The organism is Bradyrhizobium sp. CCBAU 21365 (assembly GCF_015291305.1).
Lineage (GTDB): Bacteria > Pseudomonadota > Alphaproteobacteria > Rhizobiales > Xanthobacteraceae > Bradyrhizobium > Bradyrhizobium elkanii.
Map to the genome: position 1 here is coordinate 2,804,975 of NZ_CP030036.1, position 13,037 is coordinate 2,818,011.

At 65.9% G+C, this 13,037-nt stretch carries 12 protein-coding genes; 7 read left to right on the forward strand and 5 right to left on the reverse strand.

All coding sequences use genetic code 11. The features are described from left to right. Window positions 1-95: 95 nt before the first annotated feature. The 4 genes from XI02_RS12860 to XI02_RS12875 form a co-directional block, all read right to left on the reverse strand. Window positions 96-731: an aspartate/glutamate racemase family protein gene (locus tag XI02_RS12860; protein ID WP_172648426.1), complete on the reverse strand. Its 636-nt coding sequence runs from the start codon at window positions 729-731 to the stop codon at window positions 96-98. A 170-nt stretch (window positions 732-901) separates the two neighbouring features. Next, a complete protein-coding gene (locus XI02_RS12865; RefSeq protein ID WP_172648425.1) occupies window positions 902-1,912 on the reverse strand; it encodes an amino acid ABC transporter substrate-binding protein in 1,011 nt (336 codons plus the stop codon). A gap of 91 nt (window positions 1,913-2,003) precedes the next feature. After that, on the reverse strand, window positions 2,004-3,359 hold the full coding sequence (locus XI02_RS12870; RefSeq protein ID WP_172648424.1) for an aspartate aminotransferase family protein: 1,356 nt from the start codon (window positions 3,357-3,359) through the stop codon (window positions 2,004-2,006). A 5-nt stretch (window positions 3,360-3,364) separates the two neighbouring features. Beyond that, window positions 3,365-4,240, reverse strand: a complete 876-nt coding sequence (locus XI02_RS12875) for a MurR/RpiR family transcriptional regulator (RefSeq protein WP_172648423.1) — start codon at window positions 4,238-4,240, stop codon at window positions 3,365-3,367. A 154-nt stretch (window positions 4,241-4,394) separates the two neighbouring features. Between XI02_RS12875 and XI02_RS12880 the strand changes: the two genes are divergently transcribed. Together XI02_RS12880 and XI02_RS12885 are read left to right on the forward strand one after the other, a co-directional pair. Further along, window positions 4,395-5,582: an amino acid ABC transporter permease gene (locus XI02_RS12880; protein ID WP_172648422.1), complete on the forward strand. Its 1,188-nt coding sequence runs from the start codon at window positions 4,395-4,397 to the stop codon at window positions 5,580-5,582. Window position 5,583: 1 nt separating this feature from the next. Continuing rightward, window positions 5,584-6,705, forward strand: a complete 1,122-nt coding sequence (locus XI02_RS12885) for an amino acid ABC transporter permease (protein ID WP_016843332.1) — start codon at window positions 5,584-5,586, stop codon at window positions 6,703-6,705. A 65-nt stretch (window positions 6,706-6,770) separates the two neighbouring features. On the opposite strand, the gene XI02_RS12890 is transcribed toward XI02_RS12885, so the two are convergent. After that, window positions 6,771-7,106 carry a hypothetical protein gene (locus XI02_RS12890; protein ID WP_172645842.1) on the reverse strand — a complete coding sequence of 112 codons (336 nt, stop codon included), beginning with the start codon at window positions 7,104-7,106 and terminating at the stop codon, window positions 6,771-6,773. A gap of 81 nt (window positions 7,107-7,187) precedes the next feature. Here XI02_RS12890 and XI02_RS12895 point away from each other — a divergent pair, with 81 nt between their 5' ends. The 5 genes from XI02_RS12895 (at window position 7,188) to XI02_RS12915 (ending at window position 12,888) form a co-directional block, all read left to right on the forward strand. After that, complete coding sequence (locus tag XI02_RS12895) at window positions 7,188-7,526, forward strand: hypothetical protein (RefSeq protein ID WP_244980736.1); 339 nt, start codon at window positions 7,188-7,190, stop codon at window positions 7,524-7,526. Between the two features lie 181 nt (window positions 7,527-7,707). Beyond that, on the forward strand, window positions 7,708-8,502 hold the full coding sequence (locus XI02_RS12900) for a FadR/GntR family transcriptional regulator (protein ID WP_172648420.1): 795 nt from the start codon (window positions 7,708-7,710) through the stop codon (window positions 8,500-8,502). Window positions 8,503-8,546: 44 nt separating this feature from the next. After that, a complete protein-coding gene (locus tag XI02_RS12905; protein ID WP_194483403.1) occupies window positions 8,547-9,965 on the forward strand; it encodes an amidase family protein in 1,419 nt (472 codons plus the stop codon). A 24-nt stretch (window positions 9,966-9,989) separates the two neighbouring features. Beyond that, window positions 9,990-11,435: an amidase family protein gene (locus XI02_RS12910; protein ID WP_194483404.1), complete on the forward strand. Its 1,446-nt coding sequence runs from the start codon at window positions 9,990-9,992 to the stop codon at window positions 11,433-11,435. A 232-nt stretch (window positions 11,436-11,667) separates the two neighbouring features. Further along, window positions 11,668-12,888: an ABC transporter substrate-binding protein gene (locus XI02_RS12915; protein WP_018270335.1), complete on the forward strand. Its 1,221-nt coding sequence runs from the start codon at window positions 11,668-11,670 to the stop codon at window positions 12,886-12,888. Window positions 12,889-13,037 lie beyond the last annotated feature (149 nt).

Consider the following 13,037-nt stretch of genomic DNA (forward strand, 5'->3'; position numbering starts at 1 on the left):
GCTCCGCCGAGGCCGCGCGGCACATTATCGATAGACTAATTTGTCGGCTACGGGCCAAAAGCCACTACCGCCGAACCCGGCGATCATGGACGCGCCTAGCTGATCCCCAGCATCGCCTTCAGCTTCTTGACCGCGCTGTCGGGTGTCGTCAGCACCTCGCGGCCAGTGACTTCGGCGACGCGCTCGGCGGCCGGGGCCATGCTGTACTGCGCGAGCGCGATCAGGTCGCAGTCGCGCAAGTCCCTGGCTGCCTCGACCACGATGCGGTCATGCTCGGCGCGGTCGCCGCGGTCGAGCGCCGCCAGCGCGCCCTCGGCAAGCTTCGGCACCACCGTGACCTGCGACGGGAATTCCGGCGGCATCGAGACCAGGGTCGGCGGGAAGGTCGAGAGCAGGCCGATCCGCTGGCCCTTCGCCACCGCCTGTTCGATCATCGCCTCGTTCGGCTTCAGCACCGGCATCGGCGCGTGCTCGCGCGCCACCGCCTCGATGCACGGCCCGAACGCCGAGCAGGTGAATAGAATGCCGTTGGCGCCGGTGCTTGCCGCATAGCGGCCCATGGTGAGGAAGCGCTCGGTCATGCGGTCGGTCAGCTTGCCGTCGCGCGCGAGATCGGCCGACAGGCTGTCGTCGAGCAGGTTCATCAGCCGCGCCTCCGGCCAATGTCGTGCGAACGATGCTTCAATCGGCACGATCGAGTGCTTCAAGGCGTGAATCAGGGAGATGCGCATGGATGTTTCGTGCTCTCCCTCTCCCCGCTCTTCGCGGGGAGAGGGTCGGGGTGAGGGGCTCTATTGTCATAACAGGTGAGAGGAGGGTACGCGGAGGCTCCCCCTCACCCGGAACGCATCTTGCGATGCGTTCCGGCCTCTCCCCGCAGGCGGGGAGAGGCGAAGAGCACTTACTTGAACGGAATCGCGTACATCAACCCGCCCTTGCTCCAGGTGGCGTTGAGGCCGCGCTCGAGCTTCAGCGGGCTTGCCTTGCCGACATTACGCTCGAAGATCTCGCCGTAATTGCCGCCGGCCTTGATCGCGCCGACCAGCCATTTGTTGTCGAGGCCGAGGCGCGAACCGAGATCGCCCGACGCACCGAGCAGGCGCTGGATCGCCGGGACCTGCGACTTCGCCATCTCGTCGGTATTGGCCTGGGTGACGCCGAGCTCTTCGGCCTCGATCAGCCCGTAATGCAGCCAGGTGATGATATCGCTCCAGACCTCGTCGCCGTTGCGGGTGAACGGGCCGAGCGGCTCCTTGCTGATGGTCTGCGGCAGCACGACATAATCATCGGCCTTCGGGGCTGCGGTCGCGACCGCGCCCGCGAGCGCGGAGGCGTCCTGGGTCATGGCATCGCAGCGGCCGCCGAAGAAGGTCTGGTACATGGTGTCGACGCGGTCGAACACCAGCGGCTTCCAGTCGATGCCGTTGGCGCGGCCGTAGTCGCCGAGCGTCACTTCATGCGTGGTGCCCTGGGCGACGCACACGGTGGCGCCCTTGAGGTCCTTCAGCTCCTTCACGCCGAGGTCCTTCTTCACGACAAAGCCCTGACCGTCGTAGAAATTGACCGGTCCCTGCCGCAGCCCGAGCGTGGTGCCGCGCAGAAAGGTCTGCGTCGAGTTGCGGTAGAGCACGTCGATCTCGCCCGACTGCAGCGCGGTGAAGCGGTTCTGCGCGGTCAGCGCGACGTAACGCACCTTGGCGGGATCGCCGAGCACGCCGGCGGCAAGCGCACGGCAATAGTCGACGTCGAGACCCTTGAAGTTGCCTTGCGAGTCCGGCGCCGAGAAGCCGGCAAAGCCGGTCGAGACGCCGCACACCAGCGTGCCACGCTGCTTGACGGTGTCGAGCGTCGCCGCGCTTGCGCCCGCGATGCCCGCAGCGAGAACGGTTAGAGTGATGATACCCCTCAGCATGTTTTCTTCCTCCTCCTCCTCATGTTTGCGCATGATCCCTGCGCAAAACGCTTCGCGTCTGTCGCGGGAAACCGGTGCCTACTTTTCCGGATCATGCTCCGTGACCAACATCCTTCAGCGCGCTGTCGACCGCAGCGCCCAGTCTTTCGACGATCATGTCGATGTCGCCCGATGTCGCGATATAGGGCGGGGCGAGCAGCACGTGATCGCCGCGCTGGCCGTCGGCGGTGCCTCCCGACGGATAGCAGCCGAGCCCGCCGGCGAAGGCCGCGGACTTGATCCGCTGATGCAGCTTCAGCCTGGGATCGAACGGCTGCCGCGTGGCACGGTCGGCGACCAGCTCGATACCCCAAAACAGGCCGCGGCCCCTGATGTCGCCGACATGGCGGTGATTGCCGAACCGTTCGGTCAGCCGCTGCTCGAGCTGACGGCCGCGCTCCTTGACCTGGTCGAGCAGCTTCTCCTCGCTGATCACCTTCTGCACCTCGAGCGCGGCAGCGCAGGCGAGCGGATGCGCGAGATAGGTGTGGCCGTGCTGGAACGCGCCGGAGCCATTGCGCACCGTGTCGACGATCGTGCCGCTGGCCAGCATCGCGCCGATCGGCTGATAGCCGCCGCCGAGGCCCTTGGCGACCGCCTGGATGTCGGGCGAGATGCCTTCCTGCTCCCAGGCGTGCAGCGTGCCGGTGCGGCCCATGCCGCACATCACCTCGTCGAGGATCAGGAGCGCGCCGTGGCTGTTGCAGATCTCGCGCACCGCCTTGAAGTAACCCTCCGGCGCAGGCACGCAGCCGGCGGTGGCGCCGACCACGGGCTCGGCGATGAACGCCGCGACCGTATCGGGGCCGAGCCGCTGGAATTCGGCCTCGAGTTCGGCGGCAAGGCGCGCCACGAACGCCGCCTCCGATTCATCGTCGCGCTTCTCGTGATAGGCGAAGGCTGGCGTGACATGGCTGAACGAGGGCGACAGGAGCGGCGCGTAGGGCGCGCGGCGCCAGGCATTGCCGCCGGCCGACAGCGCGCCGAGCGTGTTGCCGTGATAGCTCTGGCGGCGTGCGATGAAGCGCGCGCGCTTCGGCTCGCCGCGCTCGATGAAATATTGTCGCGCCAGCTTGATCGACGCCTCGATCGCCTCCGACCCGCCGCTGACGAAATAGACATAGCCGAGGCCGCCGGGCTCGTGGCCGACCAGCCGCTCGGCGAGCTCTTCCGCAGGCTCGGAGGAGAAGAAGCCGGTATGCGCATAGGCAATCTTCGAGGCCTGCTTGCCGATCGCGGCAAGGATCCGCGGATGCTGATGGCCGAGGCACGACACCGCGGCGCCGCCGGAGGAATCCAGAATGCGGCGGCCATCCTCCGCGATCAGCCAGACGCCGTCACCGCCGACCGCCTTCGGCGGGGTTTCGCGCAGGCTGCGGTGCATCACGCGGCTCTTGTTGGCTGCCATGACACTCATCCTTTCTCGACAAAATATTGCGACATCTCGGCAAGCCGGCCCTCGGTCTCCTCCAGCTTGCGCTTTGCCCCGGCGCCGCCCAGCGTGAAGGCGACGGCGGCAAGCGACTGCGCCACCGCGATCGCGCCGGTGAGGCTCGGGAAGAAGCCGGGGGAAGAGGCGGCCTCGAACAGCAGCAGATGATCGGCGCCCTCGGCCATCGGCGCGCTGATGGTGTCGGCGATCGCGATCAGCGCAGCACGCGCCTGATGCGCGGCGCGCGCCGTCTCGACGCTGACCAGAGTGTAGGGCGCAAAGCCGATCACGACCACGGCGTCGCCCGAGCGGAAGGCGCCGTGGTCGAGATCGAACGGGCCGGAGCCGCCGACCAATTGCACGGCATCGGGGCGGAACAGGCGAAGCTGATAGGTCAAGAGTTCCGCGACGCTGCGGCAGCTGCGAAACCCCGATATCCAGATCCGGTCAGCCGAGTGCAGCGCACGCGCGGCTTCCGCGATCGCGCTCGCTGAAATCCGCGCAAGGCCCGCGGCCTCGGCCTCCAATTTGTCGTGCACCAGTTTGACATCGGTATTCGGCCCGGCGCGGCGGCTCCTGGCGCGGCCGGAGAACGGCGAGCCCTGTGCCGGCCGGCGCGCCTCGGTGAGCGCGGCGCGCAATTCGTCCCAGCCGGAATAGCCGAGTGCCTTGGCAAGACGGGTGAATGAGGCAGGATCGGCGCCGGCGACGGAGGCGAGCTCGCGCATCGAGCGGGTGGTGGCGTCATAGTCATTGGCGGCGACGAACCGGCCGACCTCCTGCAAGCGCATCGGCAGCGACGGTAGTGCGCTGCACAATTCGTTGAGGGGCGATGGTTTCGGCTGGGCCTGGGCCATGAAACATATGTTGCACAAATATTAATTTGGTGCAACATATGACGCGCGCAGGATTTGAGGCTGACGCGTTTTCTTCACGCGAACCGGTGTCGGCTTCGCTCGAAAACGCTCTTGCGCATGGCAGAAGATCGCTTCTCACTGGGGTCCTTGTGCTGTGACGACATCGACGCCGAAACGCCCTCCCGCCCGGCCCTGGCGGCTTTCGCTCAGCGATCCCCGCGTCGCGGGCCTGTTCTGGCAGATCCTGGTGGTCGCCATCGCGGTCGCCGTCGTCGCCTGGCTGTGGTCGAACGCGGTCCATAACCTCTCGGTGCGGCGCATCTCGACCGGCTTTGCCTTCCTCGGCCGTGAAGCCGGCATGCCGATCGCCGACAGCTGGATCGACTACACGCCGAAGAACACTTATCTCCGCGCCTTCATCGTCGGCGTCGTCAACACGCTGCGCGTCGCGGTCATCGGCATCGTGCTGGCGACCGTGATCGGTACGCTGGTCGGCATCGCGCGGCTGTCGTCGAACTGGCTGCTGGCGCGGCTCGCCGCCGTCTATGTCGAGGTGCTGCGCGACCTGCCGCTGCTGCTGCAGCTGTTGTTCTGGTACGTGCTGATGCAGGGCCTGCCGGCGGCGCGCCAGGCCTGGAAGCCGGTCGACGGAGTCTATCTGTCCAACCGCGGCCTGGTGCTGCCGTCGGTGCCGCTGCATGAGGCCAATGCCTGGACGCTCGTTGCGCTGGTCGCCGGCGTGATCGTCTTCATCATCGTCAGGCGCCGCCTGATCGCGCAGCAGATGCTCGACGGCAAGGCGCGGCCGGCCTGGCCCTATGCGCTCGGCCTCATCATCGCGCTGCCGGCGCTGGTGTCGTGGCTTCTGGGTGCGAGCTGGAGCGTCATGCTGCCCGAGCTGCGCGGCTTCAACTTCGTCGGCGGCCTGACCCTGGCGCCGGAATATTTCGCGCTGCTGATCGCGCTCGTCACGTATACGTCGGCGTTCATCGCCGAGATCGTGCGCAGCGGCATCCAGGCGGTGCCGCGCGGCCAGTCGGACGCTGCCAAGGCGCTCGGACTGAAGCGCAGCTTCGTGCTGCAGCACATCGTGCTGCCGCAGGCGCTGCGCGTCATCATCCCGCCGATGACCAGCCAGTATCTGAACCTGACCAAGAATTCCTCGCTCGCGGTCGCGGTCGGCTACCAGGACATCGTCTCGATCGCCAACACCACGCTGAACCAGACCGGGCAGGCGATCGAGTCGATCGCGCTGATCATGATGGTGTTCCTCACCATCAGCCTCGGCATCAGCCTGTTCATGAACTGGTACAATGCGCGGATCGCGCTGGTGGAGCGCTGACATGAGCTCGGTCGCACATCTCCCGCAGGATCCGCTGCCGATCGGCCGGCGCCGCGCGCAGCGCACGCTCGGCGGCCAGATCGTGGCCTGGCTGCGCGCCAACCTGTTCGCGTCCGTGACGTCGAGCATCATGACGCTGCTGCTGCTGTTCGTGCTCGCCAAGGCCTGCATCGGCCTCTGGCAATGGGGCATCGCCAACGCGATTTGGATCGTCTCAGGCAACGACACCAGCGCCTGCCGCGCGCTGCGCGGCGTCGGCGCCTGCTGGGCGGTGATCCCCGAGAAGTACCGCTTCATCCTGTTCGGCACCTATCCGTTCAGCGAACAGTGGCGGCCGGCGCTCGCGGTCGTGATCTTTATCGCGCTGTTCGTGGTGTCGAGCCGCCGCAGCTTCTGGCGCAAGGAGCTGTTCCTGCTGTGGGCCGCTTCCTTGATCGCGATCGGATGCCTGATGTGGGGCGGCTTTCTCGGCATGTCCTTTGTCACGCAGGACCGCTGGGGCGGGCTGCCGGTGACGCTGATCCTCGCGACCTTCGGATTGGCGTTTGGCTTCCCGCTCGGAATCCTGGTCGCGCTTGGCCGCCGCTCGAAATTGCCGGCGATCCGCTCGCTCTGCGTGCTCTATGTCGAGCTGATCCGCGGCGTGCCGCTGATCAGCCTGTTGTTCATGGCGAGCGTCATGTTCCCGCTGTTCATGCCGGACGGCGTCAACATCGACAAATTGCTGCGCGCCCAGATCGCCTTCATCCTCTATGCCGGCGCCTATCTTGCGGAAGTGGTGCGCGGCGGTCTGCAGGCGGTGCCGCGCGGACAATATGAGGCCGCCGACGCGCTCGGGCTGTCCTACTGGGAGAAGAACGCGCTGATCGTGCTGCCGCAGGCGATCCGCCACGTCATCCCGCCGCTGGTCAACACCTTCATCGCCTTCTTCAAGGACACCAGCCTGGTGCTGATCATCGGCATCTTCGATCTCTTGACCACCGCCAAGACCGCGATCGTCGATCCGGCCTGGCAGGCCTTCAGCGTCGAGGTCTATGTGTTCGTCGGCGTGATCTACTTCGTGTTCTGCTTTGCGATGTCGCGCTACAGCCGCGGCCTCGAGGCGCAGCGCGCGCACGGCTGAGCGATCCGGATTCTCCGTCGCTTGCCTCCTCACATGCTGCTCTTCGGTGGCGGCCTGTTCTGGCCTTAACGATGCGGCAACCAAGACTTGGCCGATGGTTGGCGCAAGAGCGCGGCTGGCACGGATTGCACTAGGCGATGTTCCGCCTGTAACTTATCTTGAGCGCCATTGGATTCGCGAGCGCGCGCGATAACGGAAATCATTGTTCGCGCGGGGATCGTTCGATCTGGACTGAACGCAAATGCTGCCGTTGATTTGTTGATCTGGTGCGTGCCTGACAGGGCTTTACTTTTGATTTTTGCCGTACGCCAATGGCCGAAGACAACGCCGTCGATCCGGAAAGCACCCGAAGCCAGGTCCACGATGCCCTGCAAGGGTTTTCGACCGATGAGCTTCGCCAACTCCTGGCTGAGATCGAGCAGCTCCTGAGTGTTGAAGCCAAGCCTCGCCGACCGAGACTGCGACTGGCCGGAGGCACATACGTGAACGAGTATACCGCGCGCGCAAACATCGACCACTACCTGGATCTGCTGAAGCGCCCGGACGTTCCAACCAACACGAGATCGATGCTCAACAAGCGGCTGCTCGAGGAAGAAGACAAGCTCGGCCGGCGACGCGAGCAACTGGAGTTTGCCGAGAGCAGGGCCGCAACGTGCCGGGATCGTGTAGATCGTCAACGGCGTTTGTCGGATTCGTTTGCACCCGGTTCGGCTGACCGGGAGCAGGCCGAAAGGCTGCTGGTCAATTTCGAGGCGCTTGCTCAGTTCGTCGAAGGGTTTTGTCGCCAGATGCGCCACACCGTGAACCATAGTCCGCTTTAAGCGAGACGCCGCCTCGGCTCCGCAGACTCCTCTCATCACCATCTCCCCGCATCCGGTCGGCCCTTTGACCGCGTAGGCGCTTCGCCCCCCGGTCGCATGGCGGGTTCGGCATCGCGAGGTCCGGAGAAGGGCCGCTTCAACCGGCTTGCAAAGTGATCGCGATCCTATTTATGATCATAAAATGGATAAATCGGCTCTCCCGTCCCTCGACCCTTCGCGCCGCGCCTCGATCAAGCGCAAGCGCTCGGACGCCGTCGCCGACCTGATCCGCAGCCACATCTTCCAGGCCGGCTTGCAGCCGAGCGACCGGCTGCCGCAGGAGGGGGAGCTGATCGAGATGTTCGGCTGCAGCCGCTCCACCATCCGCGAGGCGCTCAAATCGCTGGAAGTGCAGGGGCTGGTGCAGAACACCACCGGCCCCGGCGGCGGCGCGCGGGTGGCGCCGGTGTCGATCAACCGGATCGTCGGCCTGCTCAGCAACTATTTCTATTTCCAGTCGACCAGCACCGCGCAGATCTACCAGATCCGCCGGCTGATCGAGCCGGAGCTCGCCTTCAGCGTGGTCGGCCACCTCACGGCAGCGCATTTCGCCGCACTGGAAAAGGCGATCGCGGTCCAGGAGCATCATCCCGACGGCGATGTCGATTGGGAACATCATCGCCACGCCGAGATCGATTTCCACGACATCCTGATCGAGGCCTGTCCCAACCCGCTGCTCGGCCTGATGTGCCGGTTCGTCAACGAGGCGATCCGTCATCTGATCGGCAAGCTCGGCGTCCAGGAATTCGCATCCACCTTCACCTGCGAGAACATCGAGTTTCACAAGCGTCTGCTGGCCGCGTTCCGCACCGGCAATGCCGCGCGCGCCCGGCGTGTGATGCTCGAGCATGTGCTGAGCGCCGAGGCGGTGGTCGTTCCCGCGGAAGACCGGCGCATCGATCTGCCCGTGTTTCACCAGCCGTTGCGGCTCGACTGAACCGCATCGGCCGACTGCTGCATCACGCCCTGGAGAAAACGACAATGGACACGCGGCGCGAGAATGAGTTGTGGAGCTGGTCGGCCGTCGATCTGGCGCGTGCGATCGCGACGCGCGCGATTTCCAGCCGGGAAGCCGTGCAATCCAGTCTCGATCGCATCGCCGAGGTCAATCCGGCATTGAACGCCATTGTCGCTGTGCTCGCCGACGAGGCGCTGGCCGCCGCGGACGCGGCGGACGTCGCGGTGAAGTCAGGCGCGGAGCTCGGCGTCCTGCACGGCGTGCCGGTGACGATCAAGGTCAATGTCGACCAGCGCGGCTGCGCCACCACCAACGGCGTCGTTGCCTTTCGCGACGTGATCGCCACCGAGGACAGCCCGGTGGTCGCGAATCTTCGCAAGGCGGGCGCCGTCATTGTCGGGCGCACCAACACGCCGGCCTTCTCGCACCGCTGGTTCACCAACAACGATCTGCACGGCGCGACCTACAATCCGTGGAGCCGTCGGCTGACGCCGGGCGGCTCCAGCGGTGGCGCCGCATCGGCCGTTGCCTCCGGCATGGGTGCGATCGCACACGGCAATGATTTCGGCGGCTCGATCCGCTATCCGGCTTACGCCTGCGGCGTCGCCGGCCTCCGTCCGACGCCGGGACGGATCCCCGCGTTCAATCCGTCGGCAACCAGCGATCGCCCGATCACCGCGCAGATGATGTCGGTGCAGGGGCCGCTTGCCCGCTCGGTCGCCGACTTGCGCATCGGCCTCGCCGCCATGGCCCAGGCGGACGCGCGCGACGGCACCTGGCTGCCGGTGCCCCTGCAAGGTCCAGAGCTCAAGCGTCCGATTGGCGTTGCGATTGCAGCAGCTCCGTTCGGCGACGAGGCGCCGGAGGCGAGCGCAGCGGTGCGTGCCGCCGGGCGCCGGCTCGCGGAGGCCGGCTTTGCCGTGGAGGAGACCGTGCCGCCGCGGCTCGCGGAGGCCGCCGATCTCTGGCATCGCCTCGTCATCAATGAGGAGCGGCGCGTGCTGGCGCCGATGATCCGCAAGTTCGGCGACGATCGGAGCCGCTACAACCTCGAGTGCCATATCGCCTACGCGCCCGAACTCGACGGCGATCAGGTGCTCGCCTGTTTCGAGCAGCGGCTGGCGATCGTGCGGGCCTGGCAGCTGTTCCAGGAGCGCTGTCCCGTCATCATCCTGCCGGTCTCGGCGCAACTGCCGTTCCGGTTCGATCAGGATCAGGAAGACGCGAACGTCGTGCGCGCGCTGCTCGATGCGCAGCGGCCGCTGCTCGCGGTGCCCGCGCTCGGCTTTCCGTCGGTCGTCGTGCCGACCGGGACCGCCGGCGGCGCGCCGGTCGGCGTGCAGGTGATCGCCGGCCGCTTCCGGGAAGACGTCTGTCTCGCAGTGGCCGAGCTGATCGAGGCGCGTGCATCAAGGCTGACGCCGATCGACCCGCGAGATTGAACCAACAACAAAGCACTGAACATCATGGGAGAACATCACGTGACGAACGCACCGATCTGGCAATGGTCCGCCGTCGACACGGCGGCGGCGATCCGAAACAACCAAGTGACTTCGGAAGAGGTGGTCCGCGCCCATCTCGACCGCATGCAGGAAGCCAACCCGGCGCTCAACGCCGTCGTGGTCGATCTCGGCGCGTCAGCGATGCAGGCCGCCAAGGCCGCGGACGGGGCGCTGGCTGCGAGCAAGCGCGGGGGCGGCGCCGTCGGGCCGCTGCACGGCGTGCCGGTCACGATCAAGATCAACATCGACGTCGAGGGCCAGGCCAATTCGAACGGCGTGGTGGCATTCAAGGACAACATCGCGCCGGGCGACTCGCCGGTGACGGCCAATCTCAAGAAGGCCGGCGCAATCATCATCGGCCTCACCAACACGCCGGAATTCTCGCTGCGCGGCTTCACCGACAACCCGCTGCACGGCCTGACGCGCAATCCCTGGAATGCCGACGTGACCTGCGGCGGATCCTCGGGCGGCGCCGGCGCGTCGATCGCCGCCGGCATCGGCACCATCGCACACGGCAACGACATCGGCGGCTCGCTGCGTTGGCCGGCGCATTGCAACGGCATTGCCACCATCAAGCCGACCCAGGGCCGCATTCCCGCGTTCAATCCCAGCGCCACGGCGGAGCGGCCGCTGATGGCGCAGTTCATGTCGTCGCAAGGGCCGCTGGCGCGACACGTCGCCGACGTGCGCCTCGGCCTCGAGGTGATGGCGCAGCGCGATCCGCGCGATCCCTGGTATGTGCCGGCGCCGCTGACGGGGCCGAAGCCGGCCGGGCCGATCAAGGTCGCGCTCGCAAAGATCCCCGAGGACATGGCGACCGATCGCGGCGTTATCGCGCTCCAGCGCAAGGCGGCGGATCATCTCGCCGATGCCGGCTATGCGGTCAGCGAGGTCGAGGTCCCCGACCTCAACAAGGTCTGGCAGCTCTGGTGCGACCTGATCATGACCGAGGTTCGCGTGCTGCAGCAGGACCAGATGCTGGCGACCACCAGCGCCGACTTCCAGAAGACGTTCCGCGGCTTCATCGCGCTGGCCAATCAGCTCGATCAGGCCGGCTACATGAAGGCGATCGCCGAGCGCTCGCGCCACATCAGGAACTGGATGACCTTCCTCGAGCAGTATCCACTGGTCGTGATGCCGACCACGGTGCGCAAGACGCCGGAGGTCAATGCCGATCTCGGCGGCGATCAGCGCGTCAAGGATTTGTTCTGGAACGACCTGCGCTTCATTTCGTCGATGAACGTGCTTGGGCTGCCGGCGGCCGTGGTGCCGGTCGGCCTCGATGAGGGATTGCCGGTCGGCGTCCAGATCGTCGGCTCGCGCTATCGCGAGGACATGTGTCTTGACGCCGCCGAGGCGATCGAGCGCAAGGCCGGCATTCTGGTGCGGCAATTGTGGCAGCGGCGCTGAGTCGATCTCCACGCCACAGCGCATGATCCATTGGTATGATTCAGTGCACGCCGCGGCGAAATTTCGTCGCGGCGTTCGCATGATCGGCCTCGCGTGTGTCGACGCAATGGCTGTGTTCCTCCTCCCGGAATTTCTCAACGGAATCGCAGGGCGCCATGCCGGCGACGGGGTTGTCGGCGATCCCTGATTGCTTCAGGAGATCGTCCGAAACGTCGAAACACCCGGGAACGAAATGTCCATCACGAAACGCTCGTATCTCCTGATCGCAATGGCCGCCATGTGTCTCTCATTTGCGGCCGGCGCTGCCCGAGCGGAGGATGGCGTGCTGCGGGTCGGCATCATCACCGACATGAGCGGGCAATATTCCGACGGCAATGGCCCGGGATCGGTGATCGCGGCACAAATGGCGGCGGAGGAAATCGGCGGCACGGTCGCCGGACGCAAGATCGAGATCATTTCGGCCGATCACCAGAACAAGCCTGACGTGGCGACCGGCATCGTGCGCAACTGGATCGACAACAAGGGTGTCGACGTGGTCGCCGAAGGCGTCAATTCCGCGGTGGCGCTCGCGATCCAGACGGTGACGCGCGAACGCAAGAAGCTGTTCCTGATCTCGGGCTCCGGCTCGTCCGACCTCACCGGCAAGCAATGCTCGCCGACCAGCGTGCAGTGGACCTATGACACCTATGCCTCCTCGAACGCGACGGCGAAGGCCGTGGTGGCCCGCGGCGGCACGCCCTGGTTTTTCCTCACGGCGGATTATGCGTTCGGCCAGGCGCTGGAGCGCGATGCGAGCAAGGCCGTGACATCGGCCGGCGGCAAGGTGCTCGGCGCGGTTCGCCACCCCTTCGACACCGCCGATTTCTCGTCCTTCCTGCTGCAGGCCCAGTCCTCCGGCGCCAAGATCCTGGCGCTCGCCAATGCCGGTTCCGACTTCCGCAACGCGGTGTCGCAGGCCGACGAGTTCAACATCCGCGCCAGCATGCAACTCGTCGCGCTGCAGGTGACGCTCACCGACGTGCCTGCGCTTGGCCTCGCGCATGCGCACGATCTGCTGTTCACCGATTCCTTCTATTGGGATCGCACGCCGGAGACACGCGTCTTCGCCCAGGAGTTCTTCAAGCGTCATGGCGCGATGCCGACCGCCTACCAGGCCGGCGTCAACTCGGCGCTCCGGCACTATTTCAAGGCGGTCGCCGCCACCAACTCGGTCGATTCGGAAACCGTGATCGGGCAGATGCGCAAGACCCCGGTCAATGATTTCTTTGCCCAGAATGGCCTCGTGCGCGAGGACGGCCGGATGGTGCATGACATGTATCTGATGCGCATCAAGAAGCCGGAGGAGTCCAAGAGCAAATGGGACCTCTACGAGTATCTCGCGACGGTGCCGGGCGATCAGGCCTTCCGCCCGCTTGATGAAGGCGGCTGCCCTTACGTCGCCAAATCGCACTAGCCTCGTCAAAATTTGCATCGAGCCTTCGCGTGAGTTTTTCTCCTATCATGCGCGAGTTTTGATCGATTGTCCGGCGCTGATCCTGACGATACGTTCGGATTGAGATCGGTCTCAGTCGGCAGATCATGCTCCTGCGCGGTTCCGAGCGC